Source organism: Stenotrophomonas maltophilia (genome assembly GCF_003970865.1).
Taxonomy (GTDB): domain Bacteria; phylum Pseudomonadota; class Gammaproteobacteria; order Xanthomonadales; family Xanthomonadaceae; genus Stenotrophomonas; species Stenotrophomonas maltophilia_AR.
Window position 1 is genome coordinate 52,112 of record NZ_RXLZ01000003.1, and the last position, 18,281, is coordinate 70,392.

Genomic DNA, 18,281 nt, shown 5'->3' on the forward strand with positions numbered 1-18,281 from the left:
TGGCAACACCCATTGTAGCTTGGGACGGCCGGCTGAGGTTTCAACCCCAAGGGGTAGTGCCGGCCGCTGGCCGGGTACGCGATGCTGCCGAAGATCATGAGGTTGCCGGCCAGCGGCCGGCACTACCAGATCAACCGCATCGGGTCAGAGCCCTCCCGCGGCGCGGAAGGGATCCGACCCGGGCATCAGCCGCGGCTGACGCGGCCGACCGGCGTGTTGCCGCCGTCGCCGAGGAACTTGCGCGGGTTGACCACGTTGCCGTTTTCCCACACCTCGAAGTGCACGTGGGCGCCGGTCGAACGACCGGTGGAACCGGCCTTGGCCACTTCCTGCCCGGCACGGACCAGGTCGCCGACCTTCACCACCAGGCGCGAATTGTGCGCGTAGCGGGTGACGTAGCCGTTACCGTGGTCGACGTCGACCACGTTGCCGTAGCCGCCCTTCACGCCGGAGAAGCTGACCACGCCTTCGGCCACGGCCATCACCGGGTCACCGACCCTGGCGTGGAAGTCCATGCCCTTGTGCGTGGCGGCACCGCGGCCGAACGGGTCGGCACGGGTGCCGAAACCGGAGGTCACGTAGCTGTTGCGGATCGGCATGCGCGAGGGCACGGCGTTCTGCTGCAGCTGGTGGTCGAACATCAGCGATTCCATCACCGACAACTGGCGGCCTGAAGCAGCGAAGCGCTGCTCCAGCACCTGTAAGTCGGCGTTGACGTCCTTGACCGGGATGTCGCTGGTCGGGCCGCCGGCGTCACCGTCACCGAGACCGGGGGTCTCGTTGAAGTCGAACTCCCCGTCTTCCAGCTTGCCCATCTGGGTCAGCCGTTCGCCGAGGGCGTTGAGGCGGGTGGCCTGGGCCTGCAGCTCGCCGAGGCGGGCCGCCAGCGCGTTGACCTGGGTCTGCGCATCGCGCTTGACCTTGGCCAGCTCCGCATCCTGGCGCTCGACCTTGGCCTGCAGGCGGGAGTCATTCAGCGCGCTGGCGCCAATGCCGCCGGCAAGGCCGATAATGCAGCCTACCCCGAGCACGCTGCCCAGCAGGGCGCGGGGGCGGTCCTCGAAATAGAACCGCAAACGCGCGATGGGCGACGATTTGGCCTGTCCTTCACGCGTTTTGATTACGATCTTTTTGAATGCCATCAGTGAGTTTTCATGTCTGAGCCGAAATCCAGCGTTCGCCCCGCGTCAGTGCCGAAACCGGCGCTGGATGCGGTGATGGCGGACAAAAGCGGGAACCCGCTGCGGCGTGCCTTGTGGCTCGACGCGCTGGACCGTCAGTTGCGCCCCCAGTTGCCGCCACCTCTGCGCAGCCGTTGCCGGCTGGCCAATGTGGACGGGGAACACCTCGTTTTTCTCGTCGAGTCCCCGGTCTGGCATGCCAAGTTGCGGCTTGCCGAAGCCCAGTTGCTCGACGCGGCCCGTTCCATCGGGCTGAAGGCCACCAGGGTGACCATCAAGACTGCGTCTCCCACTCCCACGCGCTCCCCAGCGCTCGACAACCGGAATGGACCCCACGCAGTTTCAGCCGCCACGCACAAAGGGCTACGCGACGCCTTGGCTTGCCTGCAGGACGTTCCTTCGAAGCCGAAGAAGCGGTCCTGACGACAACGGAGCATCCGGCTCCGCTCCCCGTCGCACGTGTCACCACGGCGTGAAACATTTCGGGGGCCGGGTCGCATCCTAGCTGCCATCCGGGGGCCTGTCGTTAGATTGTTGTTAAAACTACGTTAAATTCAGGCTTCCGATCCAACAGGTTCACAAAACCGTGACCTCGAACCGGCCTTGACGCGCCTCAAGCATGCTGAATGCGCCGAAGACGCCTGAAACGACAACGCCGCCCTGGAAGGCGGCGTTTTTGTCTTTAAATTCAACGATCTACAGGAATCAGGCGTAGGCCGGAGTGGCATATTCCACCGGGTCCGGCGTCGCCGGCGAGTCGAAGCTGACCCATTCCCAGGCAGTGGCGTCGGCCATCAGCGCCCGCACCAGCTTGTTGTTGAGGGCGTGACCGGACTTGAAGCCTTCGTAGGCACCCAGCACCTGGCCACCGGCCAGATAGAGGTCGCCGATCGCGTCGAGGATCTTGTGGCGCACGAATTCGTCGGCGTAGCGCAGGCCGTCTTCGTTGAGCACGCGGAACTCGTCCAGCACGATGGCGTTGTCCATCGAACCGCCCAGGCCCAGGTTGCGCTCGCGCATGTATTCCAGGTCGCGCATGAAGCCGAAGGTGCGCGCGCGGGAGATTTCCTTGGTGTAGGCCAGCGTCGAGAACTCGATTTCCTGGCGCGACTGCTTGGCCGGGATCATCGGGTGATCGAACTGGATGGTGAAGCCCAGCTTGTAGCCCTCGTACGGGCTGAAGCGGGCCACCTTGTCGCCCTCGGTCACTTCCACGGTCTTCAGCACGCGGATGAAGCGCTTGGGCGCATCCTGTTCCACGATGCCCGCCGACTGCAGCAGGAACACGAACGGGCCGGCCGAACCGTCCATGATCGGCAGCTCGGCCGAGGACAGTTCGACGATGATGTTGTCCACACCCAGGCCGGCCAGCGCCGACATCAGGTGTTCGACGGTCTGGATCTTGGCGTCGTTGCAGGTCAGGCCGGTGCACAGGGTCACTTCGGTGACCAGCTCGGCCTTGGCCGGCACTTCCACCACCGGGTCCAGGTCCACGCGACGGAACACGATTCCATGGTTGACCGGTGCCGGGCGCAGGGTCATGTAGACCTTGTCACCGCTGTGCAGGCCAACGCCGGTGGCGCGGATCGTGTTCTTGAGGGTGCGTTGCTGGATCATGGGGGATGGGCCGGAAGTGACACATTAGATTAACACGCGCCCTCCCCTACCCTGGCTGAAACGCCAGTGAAGGCCGCCGGCAGGACGCACCGGCACGCCGTGGGGACGCGCGTGAAGCAGGGCAGCCGGACCCATCCTGGCCCGGCGCCCGCATTTTCAGGACATGGTGGCGCAACCCGGGGAGGACAAGCCCCGGGCGCCCCGCTTAGTCCGCCTGGCGGCGCAGGAACGCCGGGATGTCCAGGTAATCGTTCGGCAGTTCCGCTGCAGCCGGGGCCGACGCCGCCGGGACCGACGGGGTGGAGGCTGCCGCGGTGTCGCTGCTGGCGCGACGCAGGCCCAGGCCCATGCCGCCGACGGCCTTGGACACAGCGTCACCGCCGTTGTCGAAGTCACCGAATTCCGGCTGGCCGGTGGTGGCATTGCGGACCAGCTTGATCGGCGCACGCTCGCCCGGGCGCTGGGTCTTGCTGGCCGACACGCGGTTCAGGCCGGTAGCGACCACGGTCACGCGCACTTCGTCCTGCATGTCCGGATCCAGCACGGTACCGACCACCACGGTGGCGTCTTCCGAAGCGAAGCCATCGATGGTGCGGCCGATCTCGTCGAACTCGGCCATGGTGAAGTCCGCACCGGCGGTGATGTTGACCAGGATGCCGTTGGCACCGGCCAGGTTCACATCGTCCAGCAGCGGGTTCTGGATGGCCGATTCGGCAGCGGCCTGGGCGCGGTCATCGCCACGGGCGGTGCCGGTACCCATCATCGCCAGGCCCATTTCGGACATGACGGTGCGCACGTCGGCGAAGTCGACGTTGATCAGGCCCGGACGCACGATCAGGTCGGCGATGCCCTGCACGGCGCCCTGCAGCACGTCGTTGGCGGCACGGAAGGCCTGGATCATGGTCGCGTTGCGGCCCAGCACGGTGATCAGCTTTTCGTTCGGGATGGTGATCAGCGAGTCGCAATGCTGGCTCAGTTCCTCGATGCCCTTCAGCGCCACCTGCATGCGGCGACGGCCTTCGAACGGGAACGGCTTGGTGACCACGGCCACGGTCAGGATGCCCATTTCCTTGGCCAGCTGTGCCACCACCGGCGCAGCGCCGGTGCCGGTGCCGCCGCCCATGCCGGCGGTGATGAAGACCATGTCCGCGCCCTGCAGCGCGTCCATGATGCGCTCACGGTCTTCCAGCGCGGCCTGGCGGCCGACTTCCGGGTTCGCGCCTGCGCCCAGGCCCTTGGTCACGTTGGTACCCAGCTGCAGCTGCAGCTTGGCACCACAATTCTTGATGGCCTGCGAGTCGGTGTTGGCGGTGATGAATTCCACGCCGTCCACCGCCGAGTTGACCATGTGCGCCACGGCATTGCCGCCGCCGCCGCCCACGCCAACCACCTTGATCACCGCATTGGGTGCCATCTTTTCGATCAGTTCAAAATGCGCCATGTCCGTGTCCTCGTTGTATCCGCTTTGGCTGGCATGGGCATTCGGGCGTCCTGCCGTCCTGCTGCATGCCGACGTTGCGGCTGTGTGGGTTGTGTGTTGCCGGTGTTGCGTTGTGCTACGGGTACTGCGGGTGCTGCGCCCGGGCGATGCCCGGTGTTACGGGTTCCGCGTCAGAACTCGCCGCGGAACCAGGTCTTGAGTTTCTTGAACATGCTTCCAGCGCGCCCGGTCGGCAGCGACGGCCGACGCGGGTGTTCGATCTGGCTGCCCATCAGCAGCAGGCCCACGCCGGTGGCATGCACCGGGTTGCCGACCACTTCGCCCAGGCCGGTGACGTGCTGCGGGATGCCCACGCGCACCGGCATCTGCAGCATTTCCTCGGCCAGTTCGACCACGCCTTCCATCTTCGAAGCGCCACCGGTCAGCACCATGCCGGCGCGTACCAGTTCCTCGAAGCCGGAGCGGCGCAGTTCGGCCTGCACCATCTCGAAGATTTCCTCGTAGCGGCCCTGCACGGCCTGCGCCAGCGAGTGGCGCGGCATGCGGCGCGGCGGACGGTCGCCCACCGACGGCACCTGGATGCTTTCCTCGGCGGTGGCCAGCTGGGCCAGGGCGCAGGCGTAACGCACCTTGATCTGCTCGGCTTCCGGGGTCGGCGTGCGCAGCATGTGCGCGATGTCATTGGTGACGTGGTCGCCAGCGATCGGCAGCGAAGCCGTGTGGCAGATCGCGCCCTGCACGAACACCGCGATGTCGGTGGTGCCGGCGCCCATGTCGACCAGCACCACGCCCAGCTCGCGTTCGTCAGCGGTCAGCACCGCCACGCTGGAGGCCAGCGAGGACAGCACCAGGTCGTCCACCTGCAGGCCACAGCGCTGCACGCACTTGCTGATGTTGGCTGCAGCCGACTGCGCGCACACCACCAGGTGGGCGTGCACTTCCAGGCGCACGCCGGTCATGCCGACCGGGTTGCGGATGCCTTCCTGCGAATCGTCCAGCACGTACTCGCGCGGGATCGCGTGCAGGATCTTCTGGTCGGCCGGGATCGCCACCGCCTTGGCCGCATCGAGCACGCGATCCAGGTCGCCCCAGGTCACTTCGCCGTCGCGGATCGGCACGATGCCGGGCGAGTTCTTGCACTGCACGTGGTTGCCGGAGATCGAGGCATACACCGAGCGGATCTCGCAGCCGGCCATCAGCTCGGCTTCTTCCACCGCGCGCTGGATCGACTGCACGGTCGATTCGATGTCCACCACCACGCCACGCTTGAGCCCGCGCGACTCGTGCGAGCCGATGCCGATCACTTCGATCGGGTTGCCCGGCGAGTACTCGCCCACCAGCGCCACCACCTTGGAGGTGCCGATGTCCAGGCCAACGATCAGCGATTTGTCACCCTTGCGATTCATGTCCTTTCCTGCGTCCTGCTGGCCGGGGTCGCCGGCGTTTTCGCCGGCGTGGCCGGGGTACCCCAGCTCAGCGTGAAACCATTGGTGTAACGGAGGTCGGCGCGCTCGATTGGCGCGGCCTGGCGGTTCAACTGCGGCAGCACCTGCACGAAGCGCTGCATGCGCGAACGCGCGTCGTCACGGCCGACCACCACTTCAGTGCCATTGCTCAGCACCAGCGACCAGCTGCCGCGCGCATCCATCGTCACCCGGCGCACGTCCACGCCAGCCGGTGCGAACAATGCACGCGAGTCGCTGTACAGCTTCATCACTTCTTCGGTCTGGCTGTCCGGGCCGTCCAGTTCGGGCAGCGCCAGATCGGCCAGCTTCTTCGGCGTGGGGAACAACTTGCCCTGCTCGGAAACCAGGCGGTCGTTGCCCCAGCGCGCGAACGGCTTGTGCTCGACCAGGGTCACTTCCAGCACGTCCGGCCACTGCTTGCGCACCTGGGCGCTTTCCACCCACGGCAGCTGTTCCAGTGCGTCCTGCGCGTCCTGCAGCTTGACCGCGAAGAAACCCGCGTGCGCATACGGCAGCAGCACCTGCTGCAGCTGCTCGGCCGGCACCCGCTTGAACTCACCATGCACGCGCAGCTTCGCCAGCGGCCAGCGCTCGGCGCCGACCCAGCCATTGACCACGGCCACCACCGGCAGTGCAACCACCGACAGCGCCAACAGCCAGACGAAGATGCGCAGCACCGCGTTCATGCGTGCGAGGCCTCCAGGGTCTGTTCCAGCACGCGCCACACCAGCTCTTCAAAGCTGATGCCGGCCTGGCCTGCGGCCTTGGGCACCAGCGAGTGGCTGGTCATGCCCGGCGCGGTGTTCACTTCCAGCAGGAAGAAGCGGCCGCTGCTGCGGTCGCGCATCACGTCCACGCGGCCCCACCCCCGGCAGCCGGCGGCACGGAACGCGGCCAACGCGATGCGCCGGATCTCGTCCTCGTCGTCACCATCCAGGCCCGGGCACAGGTACTGGGTGTCCTCGGCAATGTACTTGGCGTTGTAGTCGTACCACTGGCCCTTGGGCACGATGCGGATCGACGGCAGCGCGACGTCACCGAGGATGGCCACGGTGAGTTCGTCGCCGACCACCATCTGCTCCATCAGCAGCTGGCCGTCGTAGCGCGCAGCCAGGGCGACCGCCTCATCCAGGCCGGCATCGTCGGTGACCCGGCTGATGCCCACGCTGGAGCCCTCATTGGCCGGCTTCACCACCACCGGCAGGCCCAGCTCGGCGGCATTGGCGTGGACGTCCTCGGCAGTAACCTTGCGGTACTGCGGGGTCGGCAGGCCCAGTGACAGCCACACCTGCTTGGTACGAATCTTGTCCATGCTCAGCGCCGAACCCAGCACGTTCGAGCCCGTGTACGGCACGCCGAAGGCGTCCATCAGGCCCTGCACGATGCCGTCCTCACCACCACCGTTGTGGCCATGCAGGATGTTGAACACGCGGTCGATGCCACCGGCGGCGAGCGCCTTGGCCAGGGCCGGAATGCCGTCTACGGCAAACGCATCGACGCCGCGCGACTGCAGGGCTTCGAGCACGTTGCGGCCGGAATCCAGCGACACCTCGCGTTCGCTGGAGGTGCCACCGAGCAGCACGGCGACGCGGCCGAAGCTGGCCGGGGCGGTCACGCGCAGCGGCGGGAAGGTCAGCGCGCTCACGCCTGGCCCTCCCCCTTGAAGCCTTCCACCGCGATGTGGGTGGCCACGGCGCCAATGTCGCCGGCGCCCATCATCAGCAGCAGGTCACCGTCCTGCAGCACGTCCGGCAGCACGCTGGCCAGCTCGGCGGCCTTGCCCACCACCACCGGCTCGCTGCGGCCGCGGGCACGGATGGCGCGGGCCAGCGCATGCGAGTCGGCACCGGCAATCGGCTCCTCGCCGGCCGGATAGACCTCGCTCAGCACCAGCGCATCGACGCTGGACAGCACCGCAGCGAACTTGTCGAACTGGTCGCGGGTACGGCTGTAGCGGTGCGGCTGGAAGGCCACCACCAGGCGCTTGTCGGCCCAGCCACCACGGGCGGCGGCGAACACGGCCTCCAGCTCGCTCGGGTGATGACCGTAGTCGTCGATGATGCGCACCTTGGCGCCGCTGGCGGTGGTTACTTCGCCCAGATCGTTGAAGCGACGGCCGACACCGGCAAAGGCTTCCAGCGCACGTGCGATCGCATCCGGCGCCACGCCCAGCTGCCAGCCCACCGCAGCGGCGGCCAGCGCGTTGAGCACGTTGTGCTTGCCCGGCAACGCCAGCACCACTTCCTGGCTGGTGCCCTGCGGCAGGCGCAGGGTGAAGCGCATGCGCGAGCCTTCCTGCACCACGTTCTCGGCGCGCACGTCGGCCTGCGGGCTCATGCCGTAGCTCATCACGTGGCGCGGGGTCTTGGCGGCCAGTGCAGCCACTTCCGGGTCATCGATGCACAGCACCGCCAGGCCGTAGAACGGCAGGCGCTGCAGGAACTCGGCGAACGCCGCCTGCACGCGGGCGAAATCGTTGCCGTAGTTCTCCAGGTGATCCGCATCGATGTTGGTGATGATCGACATCAGCGGGTTCAGGCGCAGGAAGCTGCCATCGCTTTCGTCGGCCTCGGCCACCAGCCACTGCCCACCGCCCAGCTTGGCGTTGGCGCCGGCAGCCAACAGCTGGCCACCGATCACGAACGTCGGGTCCAGGCCACCTTCGCTCAGCACCGCAGCGGTGAGGCTGGTGGTGGTGGTCTTGCCATGGGTACCGGCCACGGCGATGCCGCGGCGGAAGCGCATCAGCTCGGCCAGCATGGCCGCACGCGGCATGATCGGAATGCGCTGGCTGCGCGCTTCCATCAGTTCCGGGTTGTCTTCGCGGATGGCACTGGAGACCACCACGCAGTCGGTGCCCAGCACGTTGGCCGCGGAGTGGCCGCGCATGATGCGCGCACCCAGGCTGGCCAGGCGGCGGGTCGCCACGTTGTCTGCGTTGTCCGAACCGGACACTTCATAGCCCAGCGTCAGCATCACTTCGGCGATACCGCTCATGCCGGTGCCGCCGATGCCGACGAAATGCACGCGCGGGAATGCGCGCACCAGGTCGTTGGTGTCGTGCAGGCGGCGGATCATGCGCGGCCTCGCGCAGGGCAGGCGCGGTGGCATGCCTTCTTCATACAGCTTCCTCGAGAATGATATCGGCGATGCGCTCGGCGGCATCGACCTTGGCCAGGGCACGCGCGGCTTGCGCCATCTGCATGCGGCGGGCGGGATTTTCGGACAGATCGCGCAGCAGTGCGGCAATGCCGTCGGCCAGCGTTCCGTCCTGCTTCAGCAAAACCGCCGCGCCGCGCTCGACCAGGTACTCCGCATTGCGGGTCTGGTGATCGTCGACGGCGGCGGGGAATGGCACCAGCACGCTGCCGACACCGACCGCGCACAGCTCGGCCAGCGTCGAAGCGCCTGCGCGGCACACCACCAGGTCGGCCCAGGCGAAGGCTTCGGCCATGTTCGCGATGAACGGGGTGATTTCAGCCTGCACGCCGGCCTTGGCATACGCCTCGACCGCTTCGGCATGCATCTTCTCGCCGCTCTGGTGGCGCACCTGCACCGGCACGCTCGTGCCCAGCGCAGCAATCGCCTGCGGCACGCCGGTGTTGAGCGCACGCGCGCCCTGGCTGCCACCGACCACCAGCACGCGCAGCGGACCCTGGCGGTCGGCGAAGCGCTGTTCCGGCGGTGCGATGGCGGCGATCTCCGCACGCACCGGGTTGCCGACAAACTCCTCGCCCTTGGCGAAGGTACCGGGGAAGCCGGTCAGCAGCCGGCGCGCATAGCGCGACAGGATGCGGTTGGTCAGGCCCGGTGCACGGTTCTGTTCATGCACGATCAGCGGCAGGCCATGCAGCCGCGTGGCCATGCCACCGGGGCCAGAGGCGAAACCACCGAAGGCGACCACGGCACGCGGCTGGCGCTTGCGGATGATCATGCCGGCCGCGCGCAGCGCGCGCATCAGCCGCCACGGCGCGCCCAGCAGGGCCAGCTTGCCCTTGCCGCGCAGGCCGGTGATGGCCAGGGTGTCGATCGGAATGTCGTGCTGCGGCACCAGACGGGTTTCCATCGCACCGTCGGCACCCATCCAGGTGACCGGCACCCCACGCTCGCGCAGTACGCGGGCCACGGCCAGGCCGGGGAAGATGTGACCGCCGGTGCCACCGGCCAGGATCATCACCGGGCGCACGTTGTCGGTGGCTGCGCTCATGACAGCCTCCCGAAGGTCGGTTCGATGCGCGACTGCAGGCGGCTGGTACCGCGTGCGGCGTTCGCTGCAGCGGCAGCCGTCGGCTCGGCGCTCATCGGCACGCTGGCGGTCACCGGTGCGGCGGGCTCGTCCATCGGCTCGGCAGCGGCGTCTTCGGTGCCGCCGATGCGCACGGCCTGGCGGCGCTCGGCGCGCTTGAGTTCATAGGACACGCGCAGCAGCAGGCCCATCGCCACGCAGGTCATCAGCACCGACGAACCGCCGGAGGAGATCAGCGGCAGGGTCAGGCCCTTGGTCGGCAGGATGCCCAGGTTCACGCCGATCGAGACGAAGGTCTGCATGCTGATCCACAGGCCGATGCCGAAGGCGATATAGCCGGAGAAGTGGCGCTTCATCTCCACGCAGCGCATGCCCAGCCAGAAGGTGCGGCCGACCAGCAGCGCGTACAGGGCCACGATCACGCAGGTGCCCAGGAAGCCGAATTCCTCGGCGGTGACCGAGAAGATGAAGTCGGTGTGCGCTTCGGGCAGGTAGTACAGCTTCTGCACCGAATTGCCCAGGCCGACGCCGGTCCACTCGCCACGGCCCACCGCCATCAGCGCGTTGGACAGCTGGTAGCCGTCGCCCTGCTGGTCGGCCCACGGGTCCAGGAAGGAGGTGATGCGGCGCATGCGGTACGGCTCGATGATCGCCAGCGCGCTCATGCCGACCAGGCCGATGATCACCGGCATCGACATGCGCGGCATGTTCACCCCGCCCAGCACCAGCATGCCGGCGGTGATCGCCAGCAGCAGGGTCGACGAGCCGAAGTCCGGCTGCAGCAGCAGCAACAGCACCAGCGCACCGGCCACACCCAGCGGCTTGAGCATCGCCGGCCAGGTCGCGTTGACCTCGTCGCGGAAGCGCACCAGGTAGCTGGACAGCCAGACGATGTAGAGCACTTTCACCGCTTCCACCGTCTGGAACTTGGAGATGCCCAGGTTGATCCAGCGGCGTGCACCGTTGACCGTGCTGCCCAGGCCCGGCGCGAACACCGCCAGCAGCAGCACGAAGCAGCCCAGCAGCAGCATCTGGTTGTACTGCTCGATGGACTTCAGTTCAGTGCGGGCGGCAACGACCGCCAGCACGATACCCACCGCCAGGAAGATCAGGTGGCGGTTGAGGTAGTAGAACGGGCTGCTCATCAGAGCGATCGAGCTGGACGCCACCATCACCACGCCGATGCCCGTGAGCGCGATGATCGCGCCCAGCAGCCACTTGTCGTAGCTGCCTTCGATGGCTTCAAGGCGTGTTGCCTGGCGGGACAGGTCGTTCATCTCAGCGCACCTTCAACGTGGCCAGGCCGATCAGCACGAGCACGACGGAGATGATCCAGAAGCGCACGATCACGCGCGGCTCCGGCCAGCCCTTCAGTTCGAAGTGGTGGTGGATCGGCGCCATGCGGAACACGCGCTTGCCGGTCAGCTTGAACGAGGCGACCTGGATCATCACCGACAGCGTTTCGATGACGAACACGCCGCCCATGATCACCAGCACCAGCTCCTGGCGGGTGATCACCGCGATCGTGCCCAGCACCGCACCCAGCGCCAGTGCGCCGATGTCGCCCATGAACACCATGGCCGGATAGGTGTTGAACCACAGGAAGCCGAGGCCCGCGCCAGCGATGGCCGCGCAGATGATGACCAGCTCGCCGGCGCCCGGGATCTGCGGGATCTGCAGGTAGTTGGCGAACACCACGTTGCCCGAGGCATAGGCGAACACGCCCAGCGCGCAGGCCACCAGCACGGTCGGCATGATCGCCAGGCCGTCCAGGCCGTCGGTCAGGTTCACCGCGTTGGAGAAACCGACGATCCAGAAGTAGGCGATGGCCACGAAGCCGATGCCGGCCAGCGGCAGCGCGATCGACTTGAACATCGGGATGTAGAAGGTCAGCGCCGCCGGCACGTCGGCCGTGTAGAACAGGAACAGGCCCGCGGCCAGGCCGAAGATCGACTGCAGCAGGTACTTCCAGCGCGACTTCAGGCCGTTCGGGTCGCGGCGGACGATCTTGATCCAGTCGTCATACCAGCCGATGGCGCCGAAGCACAGCATCACCGCCAGCACCAGCCACACGTAGCGGTTGCGCAGGTCGGCCCACATCAGCACCGACAGGGTGATGGTGAGCAGGATCAGCGAACCACCCATGGTCGGCGTGCCAGCCTTGGAGAAATGGGTCTGCGGACCGTCCTTGCGGATCGGCTGGCCGCCCTTGAACTGGGCAAGCTTGCGGATCATCGCCGGGCCGAGCCACAGCGACAGGAACAGGGCCGTCAACGCGGCAAGGATGGCGCGGAACGTCTGGTAGTTGAACAGACCGAACAGGCTCTCCAACTGCTGCAACCATCGAGCCAGTTCATACAACATGCGGGGATTCCTCTCCTTGCGCCAGCAGCGCTTTGACAATCGTGTCCATGGCGCTGCCACGGGAACCCTTGACCAGGCAGCGCACGCCGGCGTGCAGCTCGTCCTTCAGCGCCTGCGACAGCGCGTCATGGGTGGCGAAATGACGGCCGCCTTCGCCGAAGGCGGTGGCGGCGGCGGCGCTGAGCGGGCCCAGCGCATACAGGCGCTTGAGACCAGCGGCGCGTGCGCGGATGCCGGCCTGCGCATGCAGCGCTTCGGCGTCCGGACCCAGCTCGCGCATGTCGCCCAGCACCAGCCAGCCCTCTTCCGGCGCGGCGGCCAGGGCGTCGATGGCCGCAGCCAGCGAACCGGGATTGGCGTTGTAGCTGTCGTCCACCAGCACCGCGCCGTTGCGCAGCTGATGGGCGATCTGGCGGCCCGGCACCGGCTGCGCTTCGGCCAGGCCGGCCGCAATCAGCGCCAGATCGACACCAGCCGCCAGCGCCAGGCTGGCAGCGGCCAGCGCGTTGCTGACGTTGTGGCGACCCGGCAGGCCCAGCACCACGCGGGCTTCGCCGCTCGGTGCGACCAGGGTGAACTGGCTGCCCTGCGCGCCGGCGCGGATGTCGCGCGCGGTGATGTCCGCGGTGTGCTCCAGGCCATAGCGCAGTACGCGGCAGCGTGCCGGAGTGCCGACGAAGTGCTGTTCGAACCAGCGGCCGTAGGCATCGTCCACATTGATCACGGCCACGCCATCGGCCGGCAGCGCGGCATAGATCGCGCCCTTGGTCACCGCTACGCCGAGCAGGCTGCCCATGCGTTCCAGGTGCGCCGGGGCGATGTTGTTGACCAGCGCATAACGCGGGCGGGCAATGTCGGTCAGGTAGGCGATGTCGCCCGGCTTACCGGCGCCCATCTCGTAGACGGCGTAGTCGGCATCTTCCGGTGCATCGATCACTGCCAGCGGCAGGCCGATCTCGTTGTTGCGGTTGCCCGGGTTGGCGTAGACCACCTTGTGCGCGTGCTGGGCCACCTGCTGCAGGATCGACAGCAGCAGGCTCTTCACGCTGGTCTTGCCGTTGCTGCCGGTGATCGCGAACACCTCGGTGCCGCGGTCGCGCTGCATGCCGGTGGCGATCTTCGCCAGCGCCAGTTCGCTGTCGGCCACCAGCACCTGCGGCAGTTCGATCGGCAGCAGGCGCTCGACCAGCAGTGCGCTGGCACCGCGCGCCTGCGCGTCGGCGGCAAAGTCATGGCCGTCGAAACGCTCGCCGCGCAGCGCCACATACAGGCTGCCCGGGCCGAGGTTGCGGGTGTCATTGCTGACCGCATCGATGGCCACGTCGTCGCCGTGGATCTCGCCGCCGGCCCAGTGCGCGATCAGCGAAAGCAGGGTGCGCTTCATGCCGCGCCCTCCCCGGCCTGCGCCTCTAGTACACCCGCCTTGGCCGCCAGTGCAGCGGCGGCCACTTCGGTGTCGTCGAAGTCATGGCGCACGCCATTCACTTCCTGGTACGGCTCGTGGCCCTTGCCGGCGATCAGGATGATGTCGCCGGCACCGGCACGCTTCACCGCCAGGCCGATCGCACGCGCGCGGCTGCGCTGCACGGTCACGGCGGAGGCATCGGTGAAGCCGGCCAGGATGTCGGCCACGATCACGTCGCCATCCTCGCCACGCGGGTTGTCGTCGGTAACGATGACCTGGTTGGCCAGGCGCTCGGCGATGGCCGCCATCTGCGGGCGCTTGCCGGTATCGCGCTCGCCACCGCAGCCGAACACGCAGAACAGCGCGCCGTGCAGGTGGCCATGCAGGCTGTCCAGCGCCTGTTCCAGCGCGTCGGGGGTGTGTGCGTAATCGACCACCACGGTGGGCAGGCCGTCTTCGCCGCCCAGGCGGTTCATACGGCCACGGATCGGCTGCAGCGCCGACAGCACCTCGGCGATGCGCGGCAGCGGCTGGCCCTGCGCGTGCAGGGTGCCGGCCACGGCCAGCAGGTTGTCCACGTTGAAGCGGCCCAGCAGCGGCGACTGCACCGCCGCGCGCTGGCCGTCGATGACCAGTTCGAAGGCAATGCCACGCCCGTCCAGCTGCAGCGCTTCGGCGCGCACACTGGCATCGGTGGCACCGCGCGAGCTCAGGCCGATCGGCTGCACGCCCGCCGGCAGGCCGGCGAACAGCTGGCGGCCGAAGGCGTCGTCAAGATTGATCACCGCGGACTTCAGGCCCGGACGATGGAACAGCCGCGCCTTGGCCGCGCCGTAGCTGGCCATGTCGCCGTGGTAGTCCAGATGGTCGCGGGTGAGATTGGTGAACACCGCCACGTCGTAGTGCACGGCATCCACGCGGCCCTGGTCCAGCGCGTGCGAGCTGACTTCCATCGCCACCGCGCGCGCACCGGCGTCGCGCAGCTGCGCCAGCAGCGCATGCATCTGCAGCACCAGTGGCGTGGTGAAGCCGGTCGGTTCAACCGCACCATAAAGTCCGGCGCCCAACGTGCCGATACTGCCACTGGGCGTTCCGAGCAGATGCCAGGCCTGGGCCAGCAGCTGCACGGTGGAGGTCTTGCCGTTGGTACCGGTGACACCGACCATCGCCATTGCCCGCGACGGTGCGCCATGGAACTGGTCGGCCATCGCACCCATGCGCGCGCGCAGGCCCGGCACGGCAATCGCATCGCCCGGTGCCGGCAGTTCGGCAGGTGCCGGCGGTTCGAACAGGATGGCGCTGGCGCCGGCCGCACGGGCCTGCTCGACAAAGCCCAGGCCATGCGCGCCGAAACCGGCGATGGCGACGAAGGCATTGCCGGGGCGCACGGCGCGGCTGTCCAGCACCAGGCCGGTCAGAACGGGGTCGTGCCCGGCGAGAGCAACGTCCGGAAGCAACTGCGAAAGCAACATCGAAGGACTCATTGCGTGCCTCCCGTAGCGGGCGGCGTCTGGGCTTGCGCGCTGGGCAGCGCAGCGTCGAATTCAGCGGCGGCATCCACCGGCAGCGCAGCCTCTGCGGGCGGCGCAGGCAGGATCGAGGCCGAGTGGCCGACCTTGCCGGACTGCTGTGCGGCCAGCCACGACTGCAGGTCGTCCAGCGGCACGTCCATCAGGCGCAGGGTGCCTTCCATCACGTTGTGGTAGACCGGCGCCGACACCAGGCCGCCGTAGAACTTGCCGGCCTGCGGGTCGTTGATGACGATGACGGTGGCGAAGCGCGGGTTGGTGGCCGGCACCACGCCGGCAAACAGCGCGTTGTAATGGCCACGCTCGTAACCACCCGGGCCGGTCTTGCGCGCGGTACCGGTCTTGCCGGCCACGCGGTAGCCCAGCACTGCCGCCTGCTTGGCGCCGCCCTGGGTAACAACCGTTTCCATCATCGCCACCACCTGCCTGGCGACGCTCTCATCGATGATCTGATGCGATTCGTTGCGCTGGCCTTTGACGAAGGTCGGCGCGATCAGCTTGCCGCCATTGGCCAGCGCCGAATAGGCGGTGGCGATCTGCAGCGGCGTCACGTTCAGGCCGTAGCCGTAGGACATGGTGGTCTTGGTGGCACCATCCCAGTTGGCCGGGCGTCGCACCACGCCACCGGATTCACCCGGGAAGCCGCTGTGCGGCACCGAGCCATAGCCGAAGCGGCGCACGCCGTCATAGAACACCTGGTCCGGCATCTTCGCCGCAACCTTGGCCGCGCCGATATTGGAACTGCGGGTGATCACGCCGGTCACGTTCAACACGCCGTTGTTGCGCGGCACGTCGCGGATGGTGAAGCGGGCCACCTGCATGTAGCCCGGGTTGGTGTCGATGACGGTGTCCTTGGTCACCGCACCGGACTGCAGCGCGGTGGCGATGGTCAACGGCTTCATCGTCGAACCCGGCTCGACCAGGTCGGTCACCGCACGGTTGCGGCGGGTATCCGGGGCCGCACCACCCACCGAGTTCGGGTTGTAGGTCGGCAGGTTGACCATGGCCAGGATCTCGCCGGTGGTCACGTCCATGATCACCATCGAACCGCCGGCCGCCTTGTTGGCCACCAGCGCGTTGCGCAGTTCCTTGAACGCCAGGTACTGGATGCGGCGGTCGATGCTGAGGGTCAGGTCCTTGCCCGGTTCGGCGGCGCGCAGCAGATCGCTTTCGACGGTTTCGCCCTTGCGGTTGCGGATCACCCGCTTGGCACCGGCCTTGCCGCGCAGCCACTCGTCGAACGCCAGCTCCAGGCCTTCCTGGCCGCGGTCGTCGATGTTGGTGAAGCCCAGCACGTGCGCCATCGCCTCACCCTGCGGGTAGAAGCGGCGGAACTCGCGCTGCGCGGCCACGCCCGGAATCTTCAGCGCGACCACCTTCTCTGCCTCGTCCGGATTGATCCGGCGGCGCAGGTACATGAATTCCTTGTCCGACTTCTGCGACAGGCGGCTGCTCAGCTCATCCACCGACATGCCGACCGCCTGGGCCAGCTCCGGGATGCGCTCGGGCGAACGCAGCAGGTCCTGCGGATTGACCCAGATCGAGGCGACCGGGGTGGATACCGCCAGCGGCTCGCCGTTGCGGTCGGTGATCATGCCGCGCGAGGTCTTGATCGGCAGCTCGCGCAGGTAACGGGCCTCGCCCTGGCGCTGGTAGAAATCGCTGTTGATGATCTGCACGTAGGCCGCGCGACCGACCAGCGACACCGAGCACAGGCCAAGCGCCAGCGCGACCCAGCGCAGGCGCTGGCGCAGGTTGAAGGCGTTGCGCGGGCGGTTGCGGCCGGTCTTGCTCATGGCCGCACCACCACGATGTCGGCGGCCTCGGGGAACTTCATGCCCAGCTTTTCGCGGGCAATGCGGTCCACGCGGTTGGCCTCGGCCAGGGTCGCCTGCTCCAGCTGCAGGCGGCCGAATTCCAGATTGATGTCATCGCGCTTGCGCTCGGCGCGCGACAGCTCGATGAACGTCTGCCGGTGACGGTGACGCACGAACACGACGCCGATCGCCGAGGCCACGGTGGAGGCCAACAGGATGATCAGCAGCAGCCGGCTCATGCATCGGCCTCCCGCTTCTGTGCAACGCGCAGCACGGCGCTGCGGGCACGCGGGTTGGCGGCCAGTTCTTCATCGGTGGCCTTGATGGCGCCGCCGATCAGATCCAGGGTCGGCACGAACGCCACGGCTTCGGGCAGGCGGCGGTTGGCCGGCGGCGCCTTGGCCAGGCGGTTCATGTACTGCTTGACGATGCGGTCTTCCAACGAATGGAAGCTGATCACCGCCAGGCGGCCGCCGGGCTTGAGCCGTTCCACGGCCGCATCGAGCCCGGCTTCCAGGTCGGCCAGCTCGCGGTTGATGTGGATGCGGATGGCCTGGAAACTGCGCGTGGCCGGGTGGATCTTGTCCTTGCCACGCGGCATCACCGAGGCGATCAGCTCGGCCAGTTCGGCGGTGCGGGTGAACGGCTGCTTCTCGCGGCGGGCCACGATGGCGCGGGCGATGCGGCGGCTCTGCCGCTCTTCTCCGTAGGTCCACAGCACGTCGGCGATCTCGCGGTCTTCGACGCGGTTGATCCACTGCGCGGCGCTTTCCCCGCTGTCCGGGTCCATGCGCATGTCCAGCGGGCCATCCTTGCCGAAGCTGAAGCCACGTTCGGCCACGTCCAGCTGCGGCGACGACACACCGAGATCGAACAGCACGCCGTCCAGGCCTTCGGCCGTCGCATCCCACTGCAGCAGCTGGGCGAAGCTGCCACGGAAGATGGACACGCGCGGGTCCGGCGCGAAATCGCGCTCGGCTACGGCGATGGCTTCCGGATCCTTGTCCATGACCAGCAGGCGCCCCTCGGGACCGAGCTGGGTGAGCACGCCACGTGCATGACCGCCACGACCGAACGTGCCATCCAGATAACGTCCGTTTTCGATCACCCTCAGGCCTTCAAGGACCTGGGTGTACAGGACCGGCAGGTGCACCGCCGGCGACTGCGACACCGGAAGGTGACCGGCCTGCGCTTCTGGGCGCATCCGGGCACCCC

At 67.7% G+C, this 18,281-nt stretch carries 15 protein-coding genes and 1 pseudogene; 1 reads left to right on the forward strand and 15 read right to left on the reverse strand.

The genetic code is table 11. The features are described 5' to 3' along the window. Nucleotides 1-185: 185 nt before the first annotated feature. Nucleotides 186-1,142, reverse strand: a complete 957-nt coding sequence (locus EKL94_RS01550; protein WP_024957280.1) for a M23 family metallopeptidase — start codon at nucleotides 1,140-1,142, stop codon at nucleotides 186-188. A gap of 12 nt (nucleotides 1,143-1,154) precedes the next feature. Here EKL94_RS01550 and EKL94_RS01555 point away from each other — a divergent pair, with 12 nt between their 5' ends. Further along, entirely contained in the window at nucleotides 1,155-1,604 is a 450-nt protein-coding gene (locus EKL94_RS01555) for a DciA family protein (protein ID WP_005408086.1), read from the forward strand. 282 nt (nucleotides 1,605-1,886) lie between these two features. Here EKL94_RS01555 and lpxC read toward each other — a convergent pair whose 3' ends face one another. The 14 genes and pseudogenes from lpxC to rsmH all read right to left on the reverse strand — a co-directional run bounded on the left by lpxC (nucleotide 1,887) and on the right by rsmH (nucleotide 18,270). Next, nucleotides 1,887-2,798, reverse strand: a complete 912-nt coding sequence (gene lpxC, locus EKL94_RS01560; protein WP_005408085.1) for a UDP-3-O-acyl-N-acetylglucosamine deacetylase — start codon at nucleotides 2,796-2,798, stop codon at nucleotides 1,887-1,889. A 205-nt stretch (nucleotides 2,799-3,003) separates the two neighbouring features. Continuing rightward, entirely contained in the window at nucleotides 3,004-4,239 is a 1,236-nt protein-coding gene (gene ftsZ / locus EKL94_RS01565) for a cell division protein FtsZ (protein WP_126927710.1), read from the reverse strand. A 170-nt stretch (nucleotides 4,240-4,409) separates the two neighbouring features. Continuing rightward, nucleotides 4,410-5,645, reverse strand: a complete 1,236-nt coding sequence (gene ftsA, locus EKL94_RS01570; protein ID WP_005408083.1) for a cell division protein FtsA — start codon at nucleotides 5,643-5,645, stop codon at nucleotides 4,410-4,412. A 68-nt stretch (nucleotides 5,646-5,713) separates the two neighbouring features. Next, nucleotides 5,714-6,391: pseudogene (locus EKL94_RS01575) on the reverse strand (cell division protein FtsQ/DivIB); the annotation flags it as partial. Continuing rightward, nucleotides 6,388-7,350: a D-alanine--D-alanine ligase gene (locus EKL94_RS01580; RefSeq protein ID WP_126927712.1), complete on the reverse strand. Its 963-nt coding sequence runs from the start codon at nucleotides 7,348-7,350 to the stop codon at nucleotides 6,388-6,390. The gene EKL94_RS01580 and the pseudogene EKL94_RS01575, both read right to left, overlap by 4 nt. Beyond that, a complete protein-coding gene (murC, locus tag EKL94_RS01585; RefSeq protein ID WP_126927713.1) occupies nucleotides 7,347-8,783 on the reverse strand; it encodes a UDP-N-acetylmuramate--L-alanine ligase in 1,437 nt (478 codons plus the stop codon). The genes EKL94_RS01580 and murC overlap by 4 nt, the downstream gene beginning before the upstream one ends. A gap of 40 nt (nucleotides 8,784-8,823) precedes the next feature. After that, nucleotides 8,824-9,912 carry an undecaprenyldiphospho-muramoylpentapeptide beta-N-acetylglucosaminyltransferase gene (gene murG, locus EKL94_RS01590; protein ID WP_126927714.1) on the reverse strand — a complete coding sequence of 363 codons (1,089 nt, stop codon included), beginning with the start codon at nucleotides 9,910-9,912 and terminating at the stop codon, nucleotides 8,824-8,826. Further along, nucleotides 9,909-11,228 (reverse strand): putative lipid II flippase FtsW, encoded by a 1,320-nt coding sequence (gene ftsW, locus EKL94_RS01595; RefSeq protein WP_126927715.1) that lies wholly within the window; start codon nucleotides 11,226-11,228, stop codon nucleotides 9,909-9,911. The genes murG and ftsW overlap by 4 nt, the downstream gene beginning before the upstream one ends. Nucleotide 11,229: 1 nt before the next feature. After that, nucleotides 11,230-12,315, reverse strand: coding sequence for a phospho-N-acetylmuramoyl-pentapeptide-transferase (gene mraY / locus EKL94_RS01600; protein WP_010481929.1), 1,086 nt, complete (start codon nucleotides 12,313-12,315; stop codon nucleotides 11,230-11,232). After that, on the reverse strand, nucleotides 12,305-13,699 hold the full coding sequence (locus EKL94_RS01605; RefSeq protein WP_126927716.1) for a UDP-N-acetylmuramoyl-tripeptide--D-alanyl-D-alanine ligase: 1,395 nt from the start codon (nucleotides 13,697-13,699) through the stop codon (nucleotides 12,305-12,307). The genes mraY and EKL94_RS01605 overlap by 11 nt, the downstream gene beginning before the upstream one ends. Then, nucleotides 13,696-15,204: a UDP-N-acetylmuramoyl-L-alanyl-D-glutamate--2,6-diaminopimelate ligase gene (locus EKL94_RS01610; RefSeq protein WP_126927717.1), complete on the reverse strand. Its 1,509-nt coding sequence runs from the start codon at nucleotides 15,202-15,204 to the stop codon at nucleotides 13,696-13,698. Before EKL94_RS01610 ends, EKL94_RS01605 begins: the two co-directional genes overlap by 4 nt. Further along, nucleotides 15,201-17,045 (reverse strand): peptidoglycan D,D-transpeptidase FtsI family protein, encoded by a 1,845-nt coding sequence (locus tag EKL94_RS01615; protein WP_126927718.1) that lies wholly within the window; start codon nucleotides 17,043-17,045, stop codon nucleotides 15,201-15,203. Before EKL94_RS01615 ends, EKL94_RS01610 begins: the two co-directional genes overlap by 4 nt. Continuing rightward, a complete protein-coding gene (ftsL, locus tag EKL94_RS01620; protein ID WP_005412242.1) occupies nucleotides 17,042-17,305 on the reverse strand; it encodes a cell division protein FtsL in 264 nt (87 codons plus the stop codon). Before ftsL ends, EKL94_RS01615 begins: the two co-directional genes overlap by 4 nt. Further along, nucleotides 17,302-18,270 carry a 16S rRNA (cytosine(1402)-N(4))-methyltransferase RsmH gene (gene rsmH / locus EKL94_RS01625; RefSeq protein WP_075675368.1) on the reverse strand — a complete coding sequence of 323 codons (969 nt, stop codon included), beginning with the start codon at nucleotides 18,268-18,270 and terminating at the stop codon, nucleotides 17,302-17,304. The genes ftsL and rsmH overlap by 4 nt, the downstream gene beginning before the upstream one ends. Between the last annotated feature and the right edge of the window lie 11 nt (nucleotides 18,271-18,281).